The organism is Rhizobium sp. 05L429 (assembly GCF_056397645.1).
Genome location: NZ_JBFTNV010000028.1, coordinates 16628 through 38704 on the forward strand (window position 1 = coordinate 16628; position 22077 = coordinate 38704).

24 protein-coding genes are annotated in these 22077 nt (G+C 61.8%); 8 read left to right on the forward strand and 16 right to left on the reverse strand.

Annotated features, from left to right (window positions below; translation table 11 throughout):
- The first annotated feature begins 44 nt into the window (after window positions 1-44).
- From AC1DNW_RS25205 to AC1DNW_RS25220, 4 genes are read left to right on the forward strand one after another with little or no spacing between them, the layout of a single operon-like run.
- Window positions 45-1649 (forward strand): ABC transporter substrate-binding protein, encoded by a 1605-nt coding sequence (locus AC1DNW_RS25205; RefSeq protein WP_477854696.1) that lies wholly within the window; start codon window positions 45-47, stop codon window positions 1647-1649.
- 29 nt (window positions 1650-1678) lie between these two features.
- Window positions 1679-2857, forward strand: coding sequence for an LLM class flavin-dependent oxidoreductase (locus AC1DNW_RS25210; RefSeq protein WP_477854697.1), 1179 nt, complete (start codon window positions 1679-1681; stop codon window positions 2855-2857).
- 11 nt (window positions 2858-2868) lie between these two features.
- Window positions 2869-3906: an ABC transporter substrate-binding protein gene (locus AC1DNW_RS25215; RefSeq protein ID WP_477854698.1), complete on the forward strand. Its 1038-nt coding sequence runs from the start codon at window positions 2869-2871 to the stop codon at window positions 3904-3906.
- Window positions 3907-3920: 14 nt separating this feature from the next.
- Window positions 3921-5081 carry an acyl-CoA dehydrogenase family protein gene (locus AC1DNW_RS25220; RefSeq protein WP_477854699.1) on the forward strand — a complete coding sequence of 387 codons (1161 nt, stop codon included), beginning with the start codon at window positions 3921-3923 and terminating at the stop codon, window positions 5079-5081.
- A 61-nt stretch (window positions 5082-5142) separates the two neighbouring features.
- Here the strand turns inward: AC1DNW_RS25220 and AC1DNW_RS25225 are convergent, their stop codons facing one another.
- The 12 genes from AC1DNW_RS25225 to AC1DNW_RS25280 all read right to left on the reverse strand — a co-directional run bounded on the left by AC1DNW_RS25225 (window position 5143) and on the right by AC1DNW_RS25280 (window position 15727).
- Entirely contained in the window at window positions 5143-6750 is a 1608-nt protein-coding gene (locus AC1DNW_RS25225) for an ABC transporter substrate-binding protein (protein ID WP_477854700.1), read from the reverse strand.
- 220 nt (window positions 6751-6970) lie between these two features.
- On the reverse strand, window positions 6971-7906 hold the full coding sequence (locus AC1DNW_RS25230; RefSeq protein ID WP_477854701.1) for an amidohydrolase family protein: 936 nt from the start codon (window positions 7904-7906) through the stop codon (window positions 6971-6973).
- A 136-nt stretch (window positions 7907-8042) separates the two neighbouring features.
- On the reverse strand, window positions 8043-8729 hold the full coding sequence (locus tag AC1DNW_RS25235) for a gamma-glutamylcyclotransferase (protein ID WP_113300553.1): 687 nt from the start codon (window positions 8727-8729) through the stop codon (window positions 8043-8045).
- A gap of 82 nt (window positions 8730-8811) precedes the next feature.
- Window positions 8812-9105, reverse strand: coding sequence for a hypothetical protein (locus AC1DNW_RS25240; RefSeq protein WP_477854702.1), 294 nt, complete (start codon window positions 9103-9105; stop codon window positions 8812-8814).
- 39 nt (window positions 9106-9144) lie between these two features.
- Window positions 9145-9285, reverse strand: a complete 141-nt coding sequence (locus AC1DNW_RS25245; protein ID WP_162747232.1) for a hypothetical protein — start codon at window positions 9283-9285, stop codon at window positions 9145-9147.
- Window positions 9286-9488: 203 nt separating this feature from the next.
- Window positions 9489-9677 (reverse strand): hypothetical protein, encoded by a 189-nt coding sequence (locus AC1DNW_RS25250; RefSeq protein ID WP_477854703.1) that lies wholly within the window; start codon window positions 9675-9677, stop codon window positions 9489-9491.
- 7 nt (window positions 9678-9684) lie between these two features.
- Entirely contained in the window at window positions 9685-10245 is a 561-nt protein-coding gene (gene msuE, locus AC1DNW_RS25255; RefSeq protein WP_477854704.1) for an FMN reductase, read from the reverse strand.
- Window positions 10246-10430: 185 nt separating this feature from the next.
- A complete protein-coding gene (locus AC1DNW_RS25260; protein WP_477854705.1) occupies window positions 10431-11780 on the reverse strand; it encodes an NtaA/DmoA family FMN-dependent monooxygenase in 1350 nt (449 codons plus the stop codon).
- A gap of 3 nt (window positions 11781-11783) precedes the next feature.
- Window positions 11784-13037: an acyl-CoA dehydrogenase family protein gene (locus AC1DNW_RS25265; protein ID WP_477854706.1), complete on the reverse strand. Its 1254-nt coding sequence runs from the start codon at window positions 13035-13037 to the stop codon at window positions 11784-11786.
- A 4-nt stretch (window positions 13038-13041) separates the two neighbouring features.
- Window positions 13042-13812 (reverse strand): ABC transporter ATP-binding protein, encoded by a 771-nt coding sequence (locus tag AC1DNW_RS25270; RefSeq protein ID WP_115039055.1) that lies wholly within the window; start codon window positions 13810-13812, stop codon window positions 13042-13044.
- Entirely contained in the window at window positions 13809-14708 is a 900-nt protein-coding gene (locus tag AC1DNW_RS25275) for an ABC transporter permease (RefSeq protein ID WP_477854707.1), read from the reverse strand. Before AC1DNW_RS25275 ends, AC1DNW_RS25270 begins: the two co-directional genes overlap by 4 nt.
- The gene (locus tag AC1DNW_RS25280; RefSeq protein ID WP_477854708.1) at window positions 14708-15727 is read right to left on the reverse strand and encodes an ABC transporter substrate-binding protein; all 1020 of its coding nucleotides are present in this window, start codon (window positions 15725-15727) and stop codon (window positions 14708-14710) included. The genes AC1DNW_RS25275 and AC1DNW_RS25280 overlap by 1 nt, the downstream gene beginning before the upstream one ends.
- Before the next feature lie 240 nt (window positions 15728-15967).
- Between AC1DNW_RS25280 and AC1DNW_RS25285 the strand changes: the two genes are divergently transcribed.
- Window positions 15968-17062 carry a rhodanese-like domain-containing protein gene (locus AC1DNW_RS25285; RefSeq protein WP_113335614.1) on the forward strand — a complete coding sequence of 365 codons (1095 nt, stop codon included), beginning with the start codon at window positions 15968-15970 and terminating at the stop codon, window positions 17060-17062.
- A 113-nt stretch (window positions 17063-17175) separates the two neighbouring features.
- Here AC1DNW_RS25285 and AC1DNW_RS25290 read toward each other — a convergent pair whose 3' ends face one another.
- A complete protein-coding gene (locus AC1DNW_RS25290; RefSeq protein WP_113300551.1) occupies window positions 17176-18195 on the reverse strand; it encodes an MDR family NADP-dependent oxidoreductase in 1020 nt (339 codons plus the stop codon).
- Between the two features lie 307 nt (window positions 18196-18502).
- Between AC1DNW_RS25290 and AC1DNW_RS25295 the strand changes: the two genes are divergently transcribed.
- From AC1DNW_RS25295 to AC1DNW_RS25305, 3 genes are all read left to right on the forward strand, one after another.
- Entirely contained in the window at window positions 18503-18700 is a 198-nt protein-coding gene (locus AC1DNW_RS25295) for a hypothetical protein (protein ID WP_477854709.1), read from the forward strand.
- Between the two features lie 14 nt (window positions 18701-18714).
- A complete protein-coding gene (locus AC1DNW_RS25300; protein WP_113310440.1) occupies window positions 18715-18909 on the forward strand; it encodes a hypothetical protein in 195 nt (64 codons plus the stop codon).
- A gap of 132 nt (window positions 18910-19041) precedes the next feature.
- A complete protein-coding gene (locus AC1DNW_RS25305; protein ID WP_477854710.1) occupies window positions 19042-19335 on the forward strand; it encodes a hypothetical protein in 294 nt (97 codons plus the stop codon).
- A 141-nt stretch (window positions 19336-19476) separates the two neighbouring features.
- Here AC1DNW_RS25305 and AC1DNW_RS25310 read toward each other — a convergent pair whose 3' ends face one another.
- Genes AC1DNW_RS25310 through AC1DNW_RS25320 form a run of 3 tightly spaced genes read right to left on the reverse strand, consistent with a single transcriptional unit; the run spans window position 19477 to window position 22072 of the window.
- Window positions 19477-20220 carry a glycerophosphodiester phosphodiesterase family protein gene (locus AC1DNW_RS25310; protein ID WP_477854711.1) on the reverse strand — a complete coding sequence of 248 codons (744 nt, stop codon included), beginning with the start codon at window positions 20218-20220 and terminating at the stop codon, window positions 19477-19479.
- Between the two features lie 32 nt (window positions 20221-20252).
- Complete coding sequence (locus tag AC1DNW_RS25315; RefSeq protein WP_477854712.1) at window positions 20253-21131, reverse strand: ABC transporter permease; 879 nt, start codon at window positions 21129-21131, stop codon at window positions 20253-20255.
- An 11-nt stretch (window positions 21132-21142) separates the two neighbouring features.
- Window positions 21143-22072 (reverse strand): ABC transporter permease, encoded by a 930-nt coding sequence (locus AC1DNW_RS25320; RefSeq protein ID WP_115039051.1) that lies wholly within the window; start codon window positions 22070-22072, stop codon window positions 21143-21145.
- Window positions 22073-22077 lie beyond the last annotated feature (5 nt).

Sequence of the window (22077 nt, forward strand, 5' to 3'; positions counted from 1 at the left end):
AGAACGCCCGGCAACGGGCACGCACAATCATCGAGGGACCGACCATGCCAGCATTTCCTGCTCCGACACGCCGCAATTTCCTTCTTGCTTCCGTTGCGCTCACCGTGGCGTCGGCAACACGCCTGCCGGCCTTTGCCGCTCCGGTGCGCGGCGGCACAGCGACGCTGCTCCTGTCGGCTGAGCCGCCGGTGCTGACGACCATTGCGAACACTGCCTTCAATTCCGTCTATGTCTCGCCGAAGGTCATTGAAGGCCTTCTGACTTATGATTTCGAGCTGAACCCGCAGCCGCTACTGGCCAAAGAATGGTCGGTGAGCCCGGATGGGCTCGTCTACACGTTCCACCTGCGCGACGGCGTAAAATGGCATGACGGCCAGGCCTTTACCTCGGCCGACGTTGCTTTCTCKATCAAGACGCTGAAGGAGGTTCATCCGCGTGGCCGCAACACGTTCCTCAACCTCGTCGACGTCGAAACGCCGGATCCGCTGACGGCGATCCTGAAACTCTCCAAGCCGGCGCCCTATCTCATCACCGCCCTTGCCTCCTCGGAGACGCCGATCGTAGCGCGTCACATCTATGAGGGGACGAAGGTTGCCGAAAATCCTGCAAATCTCGCGCCGATCGGCACAGGTCCCTTCAAGTTCAAGGAATGGGTCCGCGGCAGCCACCTCGTCTATGAGCGCAACCCCGATTACTGGGACCAGCCGCGTCCCTATCTCGACCAGCTCATCGTCCGCTTCATTCCCGACGCGGCGGCGCGCTCGATTGCAATCGAAACCGGCGAAATCGATCTTGCGCCCTCGACACCTGTTCCGCTCAGCGATCTGGAACGTTTGAAGACGGTCCCCGGCATCGCCTTCGAGGAGCGCGGCTATCAATATGCAAACGGTGTCAGCCGTATCGAGTTCAACCTCGAACGGCCCTTCTTCAAGGACATCCGCGTTCGCCAGGCCTTCGCCCATGTGATCGACCGCAAGGTGATCCTCAACACCATCAACTACGGCTACGGCGCAGCCATTCCCGGCCCCATCAACCCCAATCTTGCCAAATGGTATGATGGCGACCTGAAGACCTATCCGATCGATCTTGCCGCCGCCGAGAAGCTGCTCGACGAGGCAGGCTATCCGCGCGGCAGCGACGGCGTGCGCATCCGCATCAATCTCGACTATGTGCCGAGCGGCGAAACCTATCCGCGTGGCTCCGAATATATCCGCCAGGCGCTTGCTAAGGTCGGCGTCGATGCAACGGTGMGCAGCCAGGACTTCGCCACCTATACCAAGCGCATCTATACTGATCGCGATTTCGATTTCGCCTTCGAGGGAATGAGCAACCTCTTCGATCCGACCGTCGGCGTTCAGCGCCTCTACTGGAGCAAGAACTTCAAGCCGGGCGTGCCCTTCTCCAACGGCTCGGCCTACAGCAATCCGAAGGTCGATGCCTTGCTCGAGGCCGCGGCAATCGAGGTCGATGCCAAGAAGCGTGTCGATCAATGGCGCGAGATCCAGCAGATCCTTGTCGAGGACCTGCCGGCGATCGACATCGCCAGCCAGCCGGAGCTGACCATCTACAACAAGCGCATCGCCGACCACACTGTGGGTGGAGAAGGCGTCTCGGGCAGCCTTGCCTACGCTTATCTCGCCACAGCCTGAGCCAAGAGGAAAAGGAACACGGATCCGTCATGTCCATTCAACACCCTCCCGGCTCTATCGTGGGTCTCCCGAAGTTCTCCGCCCCCACCGACTTTGCCGAAAGCCCACTGTCGCAGGCGCTCAAGCAGCCGGTGCTGCTCGGCCTGTTCCTGCCGATCCAGGCCGGCGGCTGGACGCAATCCACGCTCGAGCGATCCACGGATTGGAGCTTCGATTACAACAAGGCGCTGACGCTGAAGGCCGAAGAACTCGGCTTCGATCTGGTTTTCGCCCTGTCGCAATGGCTGCCGAAAGGCGGTTACGGCGGTGTCTTCAACGGTCAGGCGCTCKACAGTTTCACGACGACGGCAGCGCTTGCCGGCCTGACCAAGAAGATCATGCTGATCTCCACCATGCATGTTCTTTACGGGCCGTGGCATCCGCTGCATCTGGCAAAATTCGGTGCGACGCTCGACCACATCACCGGTGGCCGCTGGGGGATCAATGTCGTGACGGGTCACCGTGCCGTCGAGCATGAAATGTTCGGCTGGCCACGCATCGAGCACGACAGGCGCTACGAACTGGCGGCCGAATTCCTCGAAGTCGTCCAGCGTCTTTGGAGCGATACCGAGAATTTCTCCTTCGAGGGCGAGAGCAGCTGGAAGCTCGGTGGGGGGTTCGTGACGCCCAAGCCGAATTTCGGCCGGCCGATCCTCGTCAACGCCACGGGTTCGGATGCCGGCATTGCCTTCGCCGGCCGCTATTCGGACATTGTCTTCATCACCAGTCCGACGGGCGCCGATATCAACAGCGCGCTTCAATCGCTGCCGGCCCACACGAAAAGAGTGAAGGATGCGGCCAGGGACGTCGGACGCACGGTGCGCACTCTGCTCAATCCGATGGTCATCTGCCGGCCGACCGACAAGGAGGCCTGGGAGCTTGCCGACCGGATCGTCGCCCATGGCGACCAGCGCTCGCCGCAGGGATTTTCGTCACTGAACTCGGATGCGCATGCCTGGAAAGGCCGCGATCCGCARGATCCCTACCGCTTCGTCGGCGGCAATATCCGCGTCATCGGCTCGCCCGAAAGCGTGGTCGACCAGTTCCTGAAACTGAAAGCCGCCGGTATCGACGGATTGCAGCTCAGCTTCTTCGATTTCCGTGACGAGCTCGAATTCTTCGGCACCGACGTGCTGCCGCTGATGAAGCAGGCCGGCCTGCGCCACTGAAAGGGATGATCATGACCAGCAATGCCATTTCCGAAATCTGGTATACGCGCTGCCCGGTGCCAACGCCGGTCGGGCTTGCCGCCCAGCTCGGCTATCTCGAGGAAGGCTTCCGCAAGGAAGGCGTGACGCTGAAGTCGATCATCGACTCTCCCGACCGCGCCATCCGCCAAAGCCATTTCAACCATACGCTCGACTGGTCCTTCCGCCACGGCGGCAATGTGCCGCCGATCCGCGCCCGCTCGGAAGGCCGAAGGACAAGGCTCGTCGGCATCACCTGGACAGATGAGTTTCAGGCGATCATCACCTTGCCGGGAGCCGGAATCAACACGACCAGGGATCTGAAGGGACGCCGCTTCGGCATCGCGCGACGGCCGGAAGGCATCGTCGATTTCATGCGCGCGACGGCCTTGAAAGGTCTCCTGTCGGCTCTGTCGCTGGAAGGCCTGGCGCTCGACGACGTCGAGATCATCGACATCGCGCTTGCCGATTCCGTGCTCGCCAACCAGGAAGGGCCGTCGCTCTTTGGCCTGAAGCGCCGTCAGGCCTATGGCGAGGAGATCGCCGCCCTCGTTCGCGGCGAGGTGGATGCGATCTATGTGAAGGGGACGGCCGGCATAAATGTCGCCAATCTGATTGGCGCCGTTCAGGTGGCGGAGTTCGGTTTTCACCCCGACCCGAAGATCCGCATCAATTCCGGTTCACCCCGAATTCTGACAGTCGACGAACTCCTGGCGGACKAGCGCCCTGATCTCGTCCACCGGCTTCTGGAAGCGATCTACAAGGCGGCCGACTGGGCGCAAGCCCATCCGGACGAAACGCGCCGCTTCGTTGCACGCGAGGCCGGCGCAACCGAGGAGCAGGTGCTGGCGGCAAACGGGCTTGAGATCCACCGCCATCTTGGCCTCGGCCTGGAGCCCGAACTGGTCGAAGCGGTCGGCCACTACAAGGACTTCCTGCGCGACTTCGGCTTCCTCGCGGCCGATTTCGACATCGCCAGTTGGGTCGACCGCCGTCATATCGACGGCTTCGATGCCCGCGCCGTCGCCTGATAGGAGGTGCAATCATGCTGCAGGAAAAGATTGATCCCCTCGACAGGGCACGAAGACTTGCCAAGGATTTTTCCGAACGCGCCGACCATTTCGATGCAAGCGGCGAATTTCCCTTCGAGAATTTCACCAGGCTCTACGAGGCCGGCCTGCTCGGATTGGTGACGGCATCCGAGCATGGCGGTCATGGCGGCGGCCTTGCGGATGCGCAGGCAGTGATCAGCGAGATCGCCCGCKGCGAGCCATCGACGGCGCTGGTACTCGCCATGCACTATAACAGCCACTATACGCTGCGACGGTTCGGAAAATGGCCGGCCCACCTTGCCGAACGGGTGCTTCTCGCCAACCGGCAGGGGCCAGCCCTGATCAATGCCGCTCAGGCCGAGCCGCGTATCGGCTCTCCCGCCCACGGCGCCTTGCCCGAGACGATTGCAAGGCGCGCGGGCAACAGTTGGCGTATCACCGGTCGCAAGACCTATGTGACCGGCATTCCGATCCTCAAATGGGTGTCGCTTCTGGCGTTGACCGATGAAGCCGAGCCACGGCTTGCCTCCTTCCTCGTGCCGACCGACAGCCCCGGCTTGACGATCGAGAAGACCTGGAACGCCACCGGGATGCACGCGACCGCCAGCGACGACATTATTCTTGAGGACGTCACCATCCCCTTCGAAGACCTGATCGAAGCGCAACCCGCTTCAGAGCCGATCCGGCGCGAGGAGCATGCGACGGCCTTCTTCTTCTCGCTGATCGGCGCCGTCTACCATGGGGTGGCGCTATCGGCCCGCGACAAGGTGCTCGCCTTTTCGGCACACCATGCACCGGCAAGCCTCGGGGCGCCGATTGCGACCGTGCCCCGCATCCAGGATGGTCTTGGCGAGATCGAGGTCCGCCTGTCGACGAACGCCAGGTTGTTGCGCTCGCTCGGCGACGATGTCGATGCCGGCAGGCCCGTCGGCGTCGACGCCATGGCCGTGCGCCATGTGGTGATCGACAATGCGGTGGCCGTCACCAGTCTGGCGCTCGATCTTGCCGGCAATCCCGGGCTCAACAGGGATTTCGGGCTGGAGCGCCAGCATCGCGATGCCATCACCGGCCGCTCGCATGCACCACAGAACCACATGGTCCGGGCGATCGCTGCGAAAAACGCCCTCGCCCGTCTGGAGGCGGGGCGTATCTGAAACTCAACACGAGACGGGAGCGCCCGGCCAGCGCACTGAACTGGCCGGGCATCCGGAAAAATCAGGCATCCGGGCTCAGCCAGATCTGGCCGAAACTGTTGTTGATACCCTGCGCTCCGGGCGCGAAATTCCTGACCTTCTTGCTGGCGACGATCTGCGCCCCGGCGGCTACGAGATCGACCGACACGACATCCTCGTGAATGATGCGCTGGAACTGGTACCAGAAATCGCGCCGCTTGGCCTCGTCGGGCTCGACGGCGGCGGCTTCGAGCAGCCTGTCGACCTCCGGGTTGGCATAGTGGCTGGCGTTTGAAAACACGAGGCCGATCTTGAAGTTCTTCGACCAGTAGGCGCGCTGCACGCCGAGCGTCGGATCGAAGGTATTGGACAGCGATTCAATCACCAGATCGAAGGCGCGATCCGTGTAAACAGTCTTCAGGAAGGTCGCGAGGTCGAATTTGAGGATCTCCGCGTCGATGCCGACGGCCGCCAGCGACTGGCGGATGAAATCGGCATAGGAGGGCTGCAGAAAGGAATTATAGGCAAGGCGCAGCTTGAAGCGCACGCCGTCTGCCCCGCGTGGGTAACCCGCCTCATCGAGCAGCTTTTCGGAAAGCTTGGCGTCCGRCTCGCGCGCCTTGATGCTCGGATCATACCATTTCGGCAATGCCGTGCTGATCGGGCTCGGTGAGACATTCGCATAGCCGAAGAGCGCGATATCGACGAGCTTCTGCAGGTCGATGGCATGCGCGATCGCCAGGCGGACATTGCGCTTGGTGAGAATTTCGTTTTCGTAGTTGAAGAACAGCTGCTGCTGAGGCCCGGAATAGGCATAGGTCGTCGTGTCCACCACCAGATTGGGATTGGCCTTGAGGCGCTCGATGTCGGCCAATGGAACCGGATTGGCCCCGATGTCGATCTCGCCGGTCTCGAGTGCTGCAGCGCGAGCGGACGGATCGAGGATGACACGCAGGATGACACGATCCAGATAGGGCTTTCCTGTGTCCCAGTAATTCGGGTTGCGCTCGAAGATCAGATGGCTGCCCGGAACCCATTCCTTCAGAAGAAAGGGGCCTGTTCCGATCGTCTGGGCAAGCTTGGGCTGCTCCTGCGGCTTGAAGGTTTCGTAGACATGTTTTGGCACGATCGGCGATTCCGAGCTGGAGAGCGCCGTGATGAGGTAGGGAGCRGGCTTGGTGAGAACCACGATTGCGGTACGCGGATCGGGCGTCTCGACGGCCGTCACATTCTGATAGGTGATCCGGCCGCGCGGATGAGCTTCCTTCAGTCGGAAAATGGTGAAGGCGACATCCGCCGATGTGAAGTCGGCGCCGTCATGCCATTTGACACCCTCGCGCAACTTGAACGTATAACGCAATTGATCGTCGCTGACGGACCACTCCGTTGCGAGAAGCGGGATGGGATTGAGATCATAGTCGAAGTCGAAGAGGCCTTCGTTGATCTTCGGTCCGATCGCCTGCCCCGTGCCCGAGGACGTATTKATGGCGATCAGGGCGCTTGGATCGGGATAGTAGGCCCAGTTGAGCGTACCGCCTCTGACTGGCGTCTCGGTTGCTGCGGCAGCGGCAAACTGGGGAACGCCTCCCAATGCAAGCCCGGCTGAACCCGCAAGGAGGAATCGATTGAACTGGCGGCGATTGATCGACATTGAAGGCTCCTAAGGCGGTGACGCTCGAAAAAGCGTGCACGGAGCCCCATGCCCCGCTGCCAGAATGATCCCTTTGCGACCCGCTGAAGCAAAGGCAGATTTTCTATCCGCGCGGAGAAGCAAAGCTTGTCACGGAGGAGCGTCAAGTTCGAACGTCAATTGCGTCCGCTGCAAGTGACAGCGGACGTGCGCGACGACAGTGATTGCTGAAATAAGAGGTCTATCGACCGAGGTGACCTAAAAGCCGGCGCGCGTTGCCGCMGGCGACAAGGGACCGCGCCGGAGCGTCCAGACCGGCGGCCGCGAGATTCTGGGCCAGAGCCTGCTGCGAAAGGGCGGATAGGATCGGCCAGTCCGTTCCGGCAAGAATGCGCTCCGCGCCGAAGAACTCCACAAGTATGGCGATGATCGACGGATCGTCGCCCATCGTATCGAAATAGACGTTCGGACGGTGCCCAGCTGCGCGGTTTTGCCGTGAGTAATGGCCGCCGCGCGCAGCCTGCACGACCGCCCCGAGGCCAAGGGTTGCGAAGACGAAGTTCAGATCCGGAAATTCGTCCAGCAGACCGTTTTCCAGAACCGACAGAAACGCCACGCCATTCATCAGCCCGCGGCCGAGGGAATTGCCGAGCTTGCCGGCGCCGGCAATGAGAATGTCGGCTTGCGGCGCATTGACGGGATGCACGAATACCGGCTTTCCGAGACGGGCAGCAACCGCGAGCGCGGGTCGGGCAACCGGATCTCCGATGAACTTGCCGTCCCGGTAGGAATCGACGACGAGGCCCGCCAATCCGAGCTCGCCAAGCGCCCTCTCCGCCTCGCGCGCGCCTGCCTCACCGGAAAAGGGATCGATCGTCGCCAGCGCGGCCAAGCGATCGGGATGGGCCTTGACCAGTCCGGCAAGCCAGTCGTTGACCTCGGCGATCACATGCGGATCGGCAGCGCCCTCCATCCCGAACAGACTTTCGATGGTCGTGCTCAGAACGGCTAGCGAGACACCGGCCGAGGAAAACTCGTCGATTAGGGAGGCCGGATCGACAATCTTCTTCAACACGGTATCTGCAAGCCCGGCGGATATACGCCTGCTGCCATCAGCACCCCATTCTGCGGGCCAGAGATGTGTATGAATGTCGACGATATCCAGTTCATTGCTCATATGCTGCCGCTCTCCTTGAATAACGATTCTCAGTGGTAGATTGTGTTCCGGCCTCGGGCTCTTGGGAGCCTCGTGCGATGATGGATCTCAAAGACGAGGCTGAAGAACTTGCGGGCGATGAGCAGGCCCCATGCTTCTAAGCGGCCTCAAGCCCGTGGATACGCCTGATCTCCTCGGCGACCAGGGCCTGGAGCCGCCAGAGATTGCGATCGCGGATACCCTTCTCTTCGAGATGCTTGACGGTGAGATAGAGATATTCGGCGCACGATCCCATATGTCCGCAAGCCCTTGCCAGGACCTGCGCGACGCTTTCGAGCGGTAGCCTGCGCAGCACACGCTTGCCTCTCGGCCCGGCCCAGAACGCCAGGGCGCGCAAAGGCCCCTGTGGAGTTTCGATCACTACCCAGCGGATGAAGGACGAGTCGGTGATCGTGCCGATCTCCCTGCGGATCATGCGACGGATCTGCCCCATGCGGTCCTCCTCCGAGAGCCTGTAGGCGACGCCGTTGCATTGTCCACCCTTCTCAAGCGCCATCATCAGGCCCGGTACGGCATCGGTTGCCCGCCATCGCGTCATCTGCAGACAAAAGGACCTGTGCCACCCGTGGGCTCGGGCGCGGCACCATTCCACCGCGTCGAAGTCCGGCTTCCAGATCAGCGAGCCATAGGCAAAGACCCACAGTGGCTCGCCCGCCGCTTCATGAAACAGTCGCTCCGAGAGCGTCTGAAGTTCCTCGTCGCTCAGCGGAACACGATGGGGATCCGGTCCGGGGTCGGCTTCCAGCCTCAAGCTGAGTGAAACGAGATCGGCCGTCAGCGCCATCGTCCGTAAGCCCGCAGGATGGCCCTTTTCTTCCGAGCCCGCCTCCTGGATCGATGAGACCGTCGACAAGAGCACCTGCATCCTAATGGACCGTGAACTGGCTGAAATAGGTTTGTCGCTCACGCACTGCCCGGATGAGCAAGCCCGCCTCACGCATGATTGCGGTGAAGGTCGCATCGTCGGCCGATGCGATACTGCCCGACATGGTCTGGAGAATTCCGATCAGGCGTCCGACCGAGTCCCGGGACACCTCGTTTTGGCCTTCCAGCCCCTCGGCAAGAGCGCCGAGCGTTCTCACAATCTCGCCGATGATTTCGCGGCGACGCACCTGACCTGCAGGCGGATCGCCCGCCGCGTCCAGGACCGTGTCTTCCAAGTCCCCATCCATCATGGCCCGCCGCTTCATCGCCGTCGATCAAACCAGTCCGAGGACAAGTGCCAGAATGAAGGCAAACGAACCGGCTGCCGCGGCCTGATGCAGGCGCAGACAGAGGGGAGTAAGCCAACTGCCATGATGTCGGGGCAGGAAACGCTGATGATCGTTGGCAATTGCCATTGTCGCCTCCACTAGTACCAGATCGGAGCTGCTGCTCGCCAAAAGGACAGTTCGTAGTCGAGAGCCGTCTGGCGGTCGTCGCCCGCAAGAACGCCCGGCGCGATCATCTGCCTAATCCCTCGCCCGTTGCGAAATCGGCTAAGTCCTGTGGCCAAAAGCCGAAGCATGCGTCGTTTCATGGCGAGCCTCTTTGATTATCTGCGCTAGGAAAACAGTTCCGCTCGCCTGGCGCTCAACAACAGGTCGCGAGGCGATGCCGTCGTTCCAAACAGGGTCAGCAGACGGTTMTCCTCGGACTTTGCTAGGCGATAGCGCCGCGCGAAGTCAGAGACGTTCCAGAATTCCTCGCCCACCGGCTTGGCTTCAGTCTTTTCCTGCAAGCTCTGATACATGGCCGCTCTATTCTGCCGCGCTGAGCGCCGGCCGGGAGTGCGGGAAAAATGCGTCGATCTCGCCGATGACTTCGTCGACGCGTCGTGAAAGCTGCTCGGAGGAAACGGTGTAGTCGGCAAAATCCCGATCCGACGCATAGATTGCAGTTGGCAGGGTGTGGGACATGAAGAACCCGAACAGGGGGCGCAATTGATGTTCGACCATTAGCGCGTGTCGGTCACCGCCGCCCGTTGCGGTGATGATGATCGGCTTGGCCCGCAGTTCATGCGGTTCGATCAGATCGATCAGGTGTTTGAAGAGCCCTGGATAGGAGCCCTTATAGGTGGGCGAGCCGATGATCAGCAGATCCGCATTGACGATCTCGGAAACGACGGTTTCGGCCTGTTCATTCAGATCCTTGCGCCATGTGGCTTCACCGAGCGAAGGGCCGACATCGAGCATATCGTAGACCTTGGTGGCGAAGCCGTGTCTATCGCTCGCAATGCGGGCGATGTGGCTGACGAGGGCCAGGGTCTTGGACGGACGGTTGAAGCTGCCTGCAATACCAACAAGTCTGGGAACGGCCATGGGTCTTCCTTTCATCTGAGGCAGTATTGTCTATAAATTTAGTGGACTAAAGGAATGACGGTTCGCAATCGCAGGCATGCGGAAAAAACTTTGCTGCGTTAAAACTCGACCGCCAACACCGAACAGGCCACGGACGCGGCGGGAACCCATGCACCAAGCCTCATGCGCCACCATCATCCGCAGTCTTAGCCTGCTTGCACCTGACGTTCGGCAATCCCCTCGAACGTTTCGACTGGATAAGGCAGTCCGTATCGATCGCGAACCGTCTTGCCGTCATATTCCCGGCGATAGACGCCGCGATCCTGCAGGATCGGAACGACCTTCTCGACAAATTCCTCGATATCGTCGGGCGCGCGGGGTGGCTGGAGCGTATAGCCATCCACGGTCCCATCCGCCCAGAGATCGATGATATCGTCGGCCACCTGTTCCGGAGTCCCAAGCAGCAAGCGATGGTGCCCTTCCGACCGGCGTACCGCCTGTCTTGCGGTGAGCTTCTCATGTGTCAGCAGATCGGAAAGGCCAAGCCCCATACCGACAGCCTGGAGGCGATTGGGATCTGGAATGAAGCGTTCGGCATCCAGCACAGCGTCCGGATCGAACCCCTCCGGATCGATGCCATGCTCTTTGGCGAAGCGTGCAAGCAATCCGTCTTCCGAGCCGGCGCCGCTATAAAGCTCGTGCTTGCGCAACGCTTCCTCCCGGCTTTCGCCGAGGATCACAACAAGACCAGGGACGATGCGGATGCCGGAGGGATCGCGGCCGACCGCGGCCGCGCGATCCCTCACCTTCGCGCCGAAGACCCGGCCGGCACCGCGTGAAAGGATGTTGCAGTAGATGATTTCGCCGTGGCGTGCGGCAAGCTCGATGCCCCCCTCGGATGCGCCGGCCTGTGCAATGACCGGGTGGCCCTGCGGTCCTTTTGGCACATTGAGCGGCCCTCTGACGGAGAAGTAGGCACCCTGATGTTCAATCGGGTGGGCGCTTGCTGCATTCCAGAAGCGGTTTTCCGGCACCTCTCCGTCGCGCGCCGGATCCCAGCTCGCCCAGAGCTCCTTGGCGACATCGAGAAACTCGGAGGCCTTGGCGTAGCGTTCGGCTCGTGGCGGCAACGGCTCGGAGCCGAAATTGGCGGCGACATTCGGGTTGAAGGAAGACACGACGTTAACGATCAACCGGCCTCCCGAGATGATATCGGTCGATTGCACGCGCCGTGCGAAATTATACGGCGAATTGTAGGTCGAGGACATGGTGACAACGAAACCGATATCGGGAACCTGTGCCGAAAGCGCGGTACAGAGGATCAGAGGATCGATCGTGTGGAAGGGCCGGCTCGCCGGATCGGTCATCAGTGCAGGATGGTCTGAAAAGAACACTGCATCGAAACGTCCCCTATGTGCGAGCTCGGTCAGCCGGCGATAATAGTCCGGATCGTTGATGTCATGGCGGCTGCCGCTTCTGTATTTCCAGGCATTGGCGAGATAACCGGTCGTGTTGATGCCGACATTCAGATTGAGTTTGCGGTTGATGGACGTCATGGCTCAGGCAACCTCGCTCGTGGTGCCGAAAGGCGTGATGATCTTGCGGTAGCCGACGGCCGCCGGCTTCTTTCCGGAAACCGCGTATTCACCGACCACACGGTCGTGATAGATGCGCGGATTATGCGAGGTGATCGTGCGGGCGTTGCGCCAATGGCGATCGAGCGCGGTGGCACGTTTGGCGGCGGAGGCCCCGAGGGCGTCAAAAAGGATCGTCGTCGCCTCGAGGATCAGTGTCGAGACGACCGTGACGGACTGGCTCGTTTCGATGTCTGCGAGGAGATGAAGATTCGTCTGCTCCGGGTCGATGCCCGAAACATTGGCTTCGAAGGAGCGCTGCAAAGCCTCGGCGACGTTCAGCACGATCGCGCCGGCCGAATAGGCTCGCCCCCTGACGCGCCCGACCACTTCGAGCACCTGTGGGTCGTCGGCGCTGGTCGCGCCGTTGCCGCGCGGATAGATGCGTGCCCGGGCGCCGACATGCTGGGCAAGCTCGCCGGCGGCGGCCCGGSCGATCCCGGCAAGGCTTGCCAGATGCACGAGCTGGAAGAAGGCCGGCGTATAGGGAAAGCGGGCTGCGTCCGGCTTGATATGGTCGGGCTCCAGCCTGACATCCTTGAACCGCGCCGTGCCGCTGCCACTCATAGCCTGTCCAAAACCGTCCCAATCGTCGAGGATATCGACGCCTGGCGCCCGGGTCGGCACGAGAGCGGCGATGGGAGAACCTGATCCGTCGACGGCGGCGAGATTGATCCAGTCCGCGTAGATCGAACCGGTCGTATAGAATTTCTGGCCGTTCAGGCGATAACCGTTTCCATCATTCAGGATCGTCGTCGAATGATCGCCGACCTTGACGGTGGAAAGCTCGGAAAATCCGCTGCCGATCATCTCGCCGCGACCGAGGCGGGTCAGCCATTCGTCGCGCCAATCACCCTTCGGCGCATTGAGCAGGTCTTCGGTAAAGCCGAGCTGGCTGCGGAAGATGTTGGTGATGTTCGGATCGGCGGCGGAAAGTTCGATCAGCAGGCCGAAAAGCTCCGGCAAGGTGAGTTCGAAGCCACCATGGGTCGACGGTATCCGCAGGGCGCCGAAGCCGGCATCCCGCAGCCACCGGACCTCCTCGAAAGGCAGGCGCCGTTGCTGATCCCTCTCGATCGCAGCCTGCCCTATCTCACGGAAGATGGGACGGAACGGCCCCGCGATCTCCTCGTAGCGCGCCGAAGGGCCGCGACCCCAGCCTTCATCGATCCTGGTCATGGGTCTACTTTCTCACTGTCATCGATTGCTCTGATGTTGATTTTACAGCCGGCTCGATCACGCCGAGCCAGTCCAGCAGTTGCACGCGCAGGCGGTTGACGTTCGCATCGCCGGGCGAGCGTGGCCGCGACAGGTCGACAACGACCTCATGGGCCAGCACGCCGTCACGCATCACGAGAACCCTGTCTGCAAGCAGAAGCGCCTCGTCGACATCGTGGGTAACGAGCAGCACGGCCTGGCGATGTTTCTGCCAGAGATCGGCGACAAGCGCCTGGGCCTTGAGGCGGGTCAGGGCGTCGAGCGCTCCGAACGGCTCGTCGAGCAGCAGGAGATCCGGGTTGCGCACGAGTGCGCGCGCCAGCGACGCCCGCTGCGCTTCCCCGCCCGAAAGATCCTTCGGCCAGGCATCGCCGCGGTGGGTCAGTCCGACCTCCTCGAGCGCCGCATTTGCACTTGCCCGGTCAGCGCCGCGTGGGAGTCCGGCAACGACATTGCTCCAGACCCGTTTCCAGGGAAACAGCCGAGGCGACTGGAAGGCCACGCCGCGACGCGGTGAAACGAAGACGTCACCCTCGATGTCGTGGTCAAGATCGGCGAGGATCCGCAAAAGTGTGCTCTTGCCGCAGCCGCTTGCCCCGAGCAGGGCAACGAATTCTCCCCGACGGATATCGAGATCGAGACGATCGATGACGTTGCGCTTTCCGAAACGGCGCACCAGCCCGCGCACACTGACCGAAAGCCCCGTCGGGGTCGAAGCGGGAAGCGACATGTTCATGCTCCGTCGAAACTCTGGCGCMAGCTGAGCAGGAAACGTTCCAGGAGCCGGACGACGAGGTCCGCGCCGAGGCCGAGAAGCGCGTAGATGGCAAGGCAAAGAATGATGATGTCGACGCGATAGACCTCGCGCGCATGGGTGATCAGGTAGCCGAGGCCGCCCTGAGCGTTGACGGTCTCGGCAAAGACGAGCGCCAGCCAGGCCGATCCGAGTGAATAGCGCAGCCCCACAAGCAGGTTGGGCAAGGCACCCGGCAGGATGACCTCTAGGATCAGCGCTGCACGGCCGAAGGATAGCGTGCGCGCAGCCTCGACCAGGGTCTTGTCGACATTGCGGATGCCCGCGAAGGTGTTGATGTAGAGGGGAAACGTGACGGCAAAGGCGACGAGCGTGACCTTGGGCGTCTCGTCTATCCCGAGCCAGATGATCAGCAGCGGCACGAGGCCGGCCCAGGGAAGCGTTCGCGCCATCTGCATCGGCGCGTCGATCATATCCTCACCAAGGCGCAACAGACCGGAGATGATGGCAAGACCGACGCCGGTAACGAAGCCGATGCCGAAGCCGATCACGACGCGCTGGAGCGACAGGAGAAGCGCTTCTGCAAGTTCGCCGCTTGAAATCATCTCGAGCAATGTCGCAAAGAGTGTCGCCGGACCTGGAAGCAGGTCCTCGGAAACCAGGCCGTAGCGGATGCTGAGCCACCAGAGGACAATGAGCGCCGCGGGGCCGAGGCACTTGCCAAGACCGCGCGGGACACTGCTACTCTTTTTCCTGCCGGCCCTGCTCCTCCCCGCCGGGACGATGCGCTCCAGGCCGAAAAGGAGCGGCTGCGGTGGAGCCGCTCCCCTTGCGGGAACGACCGGATGCGCGTTTGAAAACCGCGTGACCGTCGCCATCAGTTCGTCTTTGCCAGCTTCTTGTTCTCGTCGCCGATCAGGTCGCCGAAGTCCTTGACGACATAGTCGTCGACCTTGAATTCGCGCTTGAACTGGCCGGTCCCATGAAAATAGGCGACCTCCTTCTGCCAGCCGGCGAGCACGTCGCTATCGGTCGCGGCAACATATTCCACCCGCGAGCGGCTCGCCTGCAGCTTGGCTGCGTCCGGCGAGATCTGCGACAGCTTGGCGACCTGTTCGGCCCACTCGGCCGGATGGGCATTTACCCAGGCCTGGGCCCTGATAATGCGGCGTGTCAGGTCCTGGAGCGCTGCCTTGCGGGCCGGGTCCTCGACGGAGGACGTCGGCGCATAGAGCACGCCTGCCGTGTCGATCACCTTGCTGAGAGATTGCAGGATGCGCGCGCCGTGCTGCTGCTGGGCGATGGCCGTGTTCGGATCCCAGACGACGAAGGCGTCGACCTGGCTGTTGACCAGCGCCGACAGTCCGTCCGTCGTGTTGAGGTTCAAGATCAGCTTGCCGTCAAAGGCGATACCGGCCGCTTCGAGCGCCTTGGCGAACTGATAGTGCTGCTTGGTGAAATACGGCAAGGCGACCTTGTGCCCCTTGAGATCAGCGACGCTTTGCAGCGTTGAATCGCCGCGCACCAGTATGGCGCTGCCACTCTCCTTGCGCTCAAGGGTGGCGGCAAGGATCGTCACCTTGACCCCGTTGGCGATCGCCGCAAGCACGCCGGTGTCCCCTCCGGCGGCGATATCGACGTGACCGGCACGCAGCGCCTCGACGAGAGGCGGGGTGGAATCGAAATCGGCCCATTTGATCTTGTAGGGAAGGTTTTCGATCTCGTTTGCGGCAATCAGCTGCCGATGCAGCCCGGTCTTGTTGGGCGTGCCGACCGTCAGCGTGAGGTTCGAAAGATCAGGGCCGCTTTGCGCCAGTGATACTGTCGCGAACAAGCCCGCAAGGGCAATGCCGATGCCGGCGCGATGAATGAGCCCGGTAATGCTGCTGAACTTCATAATTTCTTCCCTCCTGGCCGAGCGGCCTGGCCCCGCGTAGATTGACGTGGCGTCCTTCAATGACGGCAGGAAGCCTACGAGAGCGCAGAAACAGAGATAAGAAAATAATCTCTATAGATTTTATAGATAATGGAATTGCTTTTCCCGATCCGGGGCCCTCACCGCATCGAGCGACTTCGAAAGCACCTCGTCCTGCCGCTAGTCTTGCGCCATGACCCACCGTGAACAAGGAGACTGACGATGAGCCAGAAGACGATTTCCCGCGACACGTTCAAGGAGTGGCTTGCAGACGGAAGCGAACTCGCCGTTCTCGACATTAGAGCCCCCGACGTCGTCGGTTACGCCTCGCCGCTCTTTGCCACCAACCTGCCGGCCGAGAAGGTTACAGGCGACCTGTCGCGCTTCGTACCCCGCAAGGTCGTACGCACCGTGCTTGCCGATGGTGGCGACGGTGCTGCCGAGCGCCTTGCGGCAGACCTTGCCGATGCCGGCTGGCCGAACGTCTTTGCGCTCGAGGGCGGCATTCCGGCCTGGACGGCGGGCGGCGACGGCATCGCCCTGCCGACATTCGATACGCCCGGGGTCGATTTCACTCTCGCGGTCAAGGACGAGAAGGGCACGCCGGTGACGTCGGCCGAAGAGTTGAAGCGGCTTCGCGATGAAGGGGAGGATCTTATCGTCATCGATACCCGCACCGTGCCTGAATTTGCGCGCGAACACGTGCCAGGCGCCATCAGCGTTCCCGGTGCAGAACTGGTGCTGCGTTTCAAGGATGTGGTGCCCTCCGAAAAGACGCGGGTCGTCGTCTCCTGCGCCGGTTTGCCACGCGCCATCCTTGGGGCGCAGACACTGATCGACGCCAAGGTTCCCAACAAGGTCTCCTATCTCCACGACGGCACGAAGGCATGGACTGCGGCCGGCCTCAGCCTGGAGACCGGCAAGACGCGCACCTATGGCGAGGTCAGCCAAACGGCCGTCGAATTTGCCCGTCGGCAGATCGAGGTCTTGGGCAGTGCCGACCGGTTCCCCGAGATCGACATCGAAACGGCAAGGACATGGGCTGCCGACCCCGACCGCACCACCTACCTGCTCGACGTGCGCACACCGGAAGAATTCGAAAGCGGCCATCTCAAGGATAGCCTGTCTTCGGAGGGCGGCCAGTTGCTCGGCGTCGCCTATCGCACGATCGCGGTCAGAGGGGCACGCATCGTCCTCATCGATGATCTTCTTGGCGCACGCGCGCGCATCGTCGCCCATTGGCTGCAACGGCGCGGCTATGAAATCGCCATCCTGCTTGTCGATTTTAATTCGCAGGAATTGAGCAATGTAGCCTGAGACCAAGGCCCGCGCAGTCCATGACGGCGTTTAGATAGGCTCGAACTACCGACGACACCAGAAATATGGGCCGACTGGCCCATATAGTCGTCGGGTCGCAACCATCAGACCGGTCACAGCTCCTTAACCCGCACCAAAAGCTTGCCGAAATTGCGGCCCTTCAGCATGCCGATGAAGGCCTCCGGCGCATTGTCCAGGCCGTCGACAATATCCTCGCGGTAGCGGATCTTGCCTGATGCGACGAGGGGGCCGATTTTAGTCTGGAAGTCAGCGTAGTGTTCGCCCACGAACTCGGATTGGATGAAGCCACGCACCCTGAGGCTCCGGCGGAGGATCGCCGACATCGTGCCGGCGAGCCGGTCATGGCCGGCAGCATTTTCGCCATTATAGGTCGCGACGAGGCCACAGACTGGAACGCGCGCATACGGATTGAGGAGCGGAAGCACCGCGTCCCAAACATGGCCCCCGACATTTTCGAAATAAACGTCGATACCGTCGGGGCAGGCCAGCCTGAGATCGTCGGCGAAGGTTCCGGAACGATGATCGACGACGGCGTCGAAGCCAAGCTCGTCGCGGACATAGGCGCATTTGTCCGCCCCGCCGGCAATGCCGACAGCCCTTGCGCCAGCCAGTCTCGCGAGCTGGCCAACCATCGAGCCGACCGGTCCGGAGGCAGCCGCAACGACGACCGTGTTGCCCTCCTGGGGCTGACCGATCACCTTCATGCCGGCATAGGCGGTAAAGCCCGGCATCCCAAGGGCGCCAAGGGCTGACGTGAGGGGGGCGCCATGCGTGTCAAAGTGGCGAATGGCATCACCCTTGATGACGGCATCGGTGCACCAACCGGTGCGTCCACGGACCATGTCGCCGGGCTTGAAATCCGAATGCCGCGAATGCGTCACCTCGCCTATGGTCTCGCCTTCCATTGTCCCATCGACCGGGACCGGTGCAGCATAAGATTTGGCGTCGCTCATGCGGCCGCGCATATAGGGGTCAAGCGATAGATAGATCACGCGCAGACCGACCTCGCCTTCCTTGATCTCCGGCAGATCGAAAGTCTCGACGCGAAAATTGTCCAAAGTCGGAGCCCCCTGCGGTCTGCTTGCAAGAACTATTCGTTTTCCGGTCGCCATATCGATCTCCCTTCTTGTCACCTATCGAACAGTCGCAAAGCGCCGACTTTTCCAGCCGGGCCATCCCAACGGTGCGACCACAGCGCACCGACGGAAGCCGGTTCTTATAGCCCACGCCCGATCGTCGAACCGGCCTCCCACATTAGAAGGATTTATCACCTCAGAAGGAAATTCTAGCACAGGCAGGAATTTCTTTCCCACCTTATCGACGATATAATCTACTAAATTAATAGACTATTATCGATATCGGCGGCTCGAGTATGAACCTTGTCCCGCTCGGAACTATCGATGCTCATCGGAGGCAGCCATGGCCAAGCAGGTTATCGAATATGCCGGAATACAGGTCGGCATCATTGTCACGGACGGAGCCGGTGTGCGGTTCGTTGCCGTCAAATACGAGGTCTATGATCTCGACGAACAGCGCTTTGCATCCGCGCCGGATGTTCTGCGTGCCATCCACGCTTTGATGGCACCCGGCATGAAGCTGCCGGGACGGGCAGCCTGACAGGGACATGTCCGATGGGCCGACTGCGACGCATGCTTCGATTGTCCGCACGCCATAACGAGCTCGAAAGGGCTCTTGTCATCAACGAGTTTCGAAGTCTGTTTCTCGATGATTTCGACGAAGCAACCGCGCAGGCGGACATGCGGACAAGCCTTCGTGAAGTCGGCGACGAGATTTCTGCCCTGGAGCGCCGGTTTCGCTGGCGATGAGCATGTAACGACCGCGGACCGAGATCCTCAAGCCGATCGCGGCGGACACCGCGTCCGTCCTGCAACTGGCTGACGCGCCGCGCCGTTCGCCCGCCGCCTGCCTTATATTACGAGACGAACGCAGCTGACCGCATGATGCCCTGTCGAGGGCCGGCCGCGAAGGCCGAGGTTCTCGCGCAGGTTTTGCCCCTCATAGGCAGTGCGGAACAGTCCGCGCTTTTGCAATTCCGGTACCACTGCGTCGATGAAGTCTTCCAGGCCGCCTGGGAACCATGCGGGGATCAGCACGAAACCATCGGCGGCACCCGCCGTAAACCAAGCCGCCAGATCGTCGGCGATATCGCCGGCCGTGCCGCTGATGACGCGGTGGCCATTGGCGCAGCAAGCGCGCTGATGATGTCATCGGTGGTACCGCTTTCGATATGAGGACGAAAGCTGGCCGTCGACCATTTCGCATGGTGTCCAAGCCGACCAGCAGAAATCACAGCGCCATGACCGCGCCACTGATCCAATGGCACAGGCTTAACGGGCCGTTCCCCCGCTAGGGCGCAGAGGCAAATCCATAGCTCACGCAGCAATACCGGCGCGAAGTTTCAGCGCCAGATCCGGGCTGTCCGAGGTCAGGCTGCCGATACCGCGCTCCAGCCAGTGGCGGATGCCGGGCTCGTCGTTGAGGGTCCAGACACAGAGGCGGTCGAGCGGCAGCCGGCTGCGGATCAAGTCCCATTCGGCTTCCATCAGCTCGTGATGAATGGCAACGATCTCCACCAGCCCGTCCAGGCGGTCAATGAAGGCGGCGAGCCCACCCTGCTTCTCGGCCCAGGCGGCGTTGACGGAGACGAGGCGGGAAACATCTGGCGCGTGAAGGCGGCACTCCTCCAGCACCGACGTATCGAAGGAGGTCAGGTAGGAGCGTTCGTCGACACCAAAGCGAAAAAGCTCGGCTGCGACGCGCGCGGCAATGTCAGGATAGGGCGTACCCGTCTCGTCGATCTTGATCTCGACATGTAGGTCGATGCCCTTGTTGACCGCAAGCACATCGAGCACATCGGCGAGCGTCGGAATGGCCTCGTCCGTGCCTTTCAACCTGACGGACCTGCGGGCTTCCACCGACAGGTCCTGCACCGGGCCGACACCTTCGGCGGTGCGTTCCAGCGTCGCGTCGTGGATGACGACGAGTTCGCCCGAGCGCGTCAGGTGCACATCGAATTCGATGGCGTCGACGCCGAGCGTGATCGCATTGCGGAAGCCGGCGAGCGAGTTTTCGGGCCAGAGGTTGCGGGCGCCGCGGTGGCCGGTGATCAGCGTCATGGAATATCCTTCAGTAAATCGATTTGACAGTATTAGCGGATCGTCGGGTCGAGCTTGTCGCGCAGCCAGTCGCCGACGAGCGAGATCGAAAGCGTCGTCAGCATGATGACGGCGGCGGGCGCCAGCATGATCCAGGGCGCGCGCGTCAGATATTCGCGCCCGAAGCCCACCATGTTGCCGAGGCTGGTTTCTGGCGGCTGCACGCCGAGGCCAAGGAAGGAGAGCCCGCTTTCCATCAGGATGATTTCCGGGAAAGTGAGGGTCATGGAAACGATCAGCGTCGAGGCGACGTTCGGCAGGATATGATGCAGGTAGACGCGCGAAGGTGTGGCACCAAGCTGCACCACCGCGGCAGCATAGCCCTGAGCGCCGGCGGCAATGGCAAGGCCCCGGGCGATGCGCGCATAGCGCTCCCAGCCGTAAAAACCCATGAGGCAGACGAGCAACAGCATGKAGGAACCGAAGAAGGCGAGCACCGCKAGCGACATGATGAGAAAGGGAAGTGCCGCCTGGAAATCGGCGAGCATCAGGACAAGATGCTCCACGAAACCGCGTAACTGCGCCGCGAGGAACCCGAGCAGCGTGCCGAAGAGTGCCGACAGGATCGTCGCACCGAAGGCGATGACGAGCGAGACGCGGATCGACTGGATGAGACGCGAAAGCACGTCGCGGCCGAGTTCGTCCGTGCCGAGCAGATGCTTGAGGCCGCCCGGCGCTGAAAGCCGGCTGCCGAGATCCATGGCCGTGATGTTGAACGGGCGGATATAGTCGGCGAAAATGGCGGTCAGCACCATTGCCGCGAGCCACAGCATGCCGAATGCCACCGAGAGCGGCACGTTGCGGCGCAGAAACGAGGCGAGGCGGTTCGGCTTTCCGGAAGCCGATGTCCCAGCGAGATCGACAGTTGCCATTGGCTTTCTCCTCAATGTCCGGCCGCGTGTGAGCGAAGGCGCGGATCGAGCCAGCCGTAGAGCAGGTCGACGACGAGGTTCGATACGACCATGACGGCGGCGATGATCAGCAGGATGCATTGAACGACGGCGAGGTCGCGATTGCTGACGGAGACCACCAGCAGGCGGCCGATGCCGGGCCAGGAAAAGATCGATTCCACCACGACCGCGCCTGCAATCAGCGAGCCGACCATGAAGCCGACGATCGTGACGATCGGCACTGCCGCATTGGGCAACGCGTGGTTCCAGACCACGTCGCGCCATGTCAGCCCCTTGGCCGAGGCGGTGCGGATATAGGGCTGGCCCATCACCTCGATCATGGCACTGCGCGAAAAGCGGGCGAGGATGCCGATGCCGCCGATGCTCATGGTCAGCGTCGGCAGAATGCCGTGCACCCACGTATCCTGCCCGCCCGATGGCAGCCAGCCGAGGATGACCGAGAAGAGCAGCACGAGCAGCAGTCCCATGACGAAGGAGGGAATGGTGAAGCCGAGGACGGCTAGCAGGATGACGCCGCGATCGGAGAAGCTTTGCCGGTGCAGCGCCGCGTAGACGCCGGCAGGAATGCCGAAAACGAGCTTAAGGATGAGGGCCGGCACCGTCAGCTGCAGTGTCGCCGGCACACGTTCCAGCACCAGCTGGATTGCGGATGCCTTGTCACGCATCGAGACGCCGAAATCACCGGTGAAGATCGACTTGATATACGCGAGATATTGGATCCAGAGCGGCTGGTCGAGGCCCCATGCCTTGCGGAAGGCATCGACCGACTCCTGCGGCACGTCAGGCCCGAGCATCACCATGGCGGGATCGCCCGACATGCGCAGGACCACGAAGGCGAAGGTGACAACCGCCATGATGGTCAGCATCGCACGGAACAGGCGGACGAGAACAAAACGGATCATGGAAC

What these genes read in the sequence shown, in the direction of transcription:
- AC1DNW_RS25295 (WP_477854709.1), top strand. Translation starts at nt 18,503, where the DNA reads ATGGCCAAGCAGGTTATCGAATATGCCGGAATACAGGTCGGCATCATT.
- AC1DNW_RS25235 (WP_113300553.1), bottom strand. Translation starts at nt 8,729, where the DNA reads ATGGCGCTGACGGCCGATCTCGTTTCACTCAGCTTGAGGCTGGAAGCC.
- AC1DNW_RS25285 (WP_113335614.1), top strand. Translation starts at nt 15,968, where the DNA reads ATGAGCCAGAAGACGATTTCCCGCGACACGTTCAAGGAGTGGCTTGCA.
- AC1DNW_RS25270 (WP_115039055.1), bottom strand. Translation starts at nt 13,812, where the DNA reads ATGAACATGTCGCTTCCCGCTTCGACCCCGACGGGGCTTTCGGTCAGT.
- AC1DNW_RS25260 (WP_477854705.1), bottom strand. Translation starts at nt 11,780, where the DNA reads ATGACGTCCATCAACCGCAAACTCAATCTGAATGTCGGCATCAACACG.
- AC1DNW_RS25320 (WP_115039051.1), bottom strand. Translation starts at nt 22,072, where the DNA reads ATGATCCGTTTTGTTCTCGTCCGCCTGTTCCGTGCGATGCTGACCATC.
- AC1DNW_RS25290 (WP_113300551.1), bottom strand. Translation starts at nt 18,195, where the DNA reads ATGGCGACCGGAAAACGAATAGTTCTTGCAAGCAGACCGCAGGGGGCT.
- AC1DNW_RS25245 (WP_162747232.1), bottom strand. Translation starts at nt 9,285, where the DNA reads ATGGCAATTGCCAACGATCATCAGCGTTTCCTGCCCCGACATCATGGC.
- AC1DNW_RS25300 (WP_113310440.1), top strand. Translation starts at nt 18,715, where the DNA reads ATGGGCCGACTGCGACGCATGCTTCGATTGTCCGCACGCCATAACGAG.
- msuE (WP_477854704.1), bottom strand. Translation starts at nt 10,245, where the DNA reads ATGGCCGTTCCCAGACTTGTTGGTATTGCAGGCAGCTTCAACCGTCCG.
- AC1DNW_RS25305 (WP_477854710.1), top strand. Translation starts at nt 19,042, where the DNA reads ATGATGCCCTGTCGAGGGCCGGCCGCGAAGGCCGAGGTTCTCGCGCAG.
- AC1DNW_RS25280 (WP_477854708.1), bottom strand. Translation starts at nt 15,727, where the DNA reads ATGAAGTTCAGCAGCATTACCGGGCTCATTCATCGCGCCGGCATCGGC.
- AC1DNW_RS25310 (WP_477854711.1), bottom strand. Translation starts at nt 20,220, where the DNA reads ATGACGCTGATCACCGGCCACCGCGGCGCCCGCAACCTCTGGCCCGAA.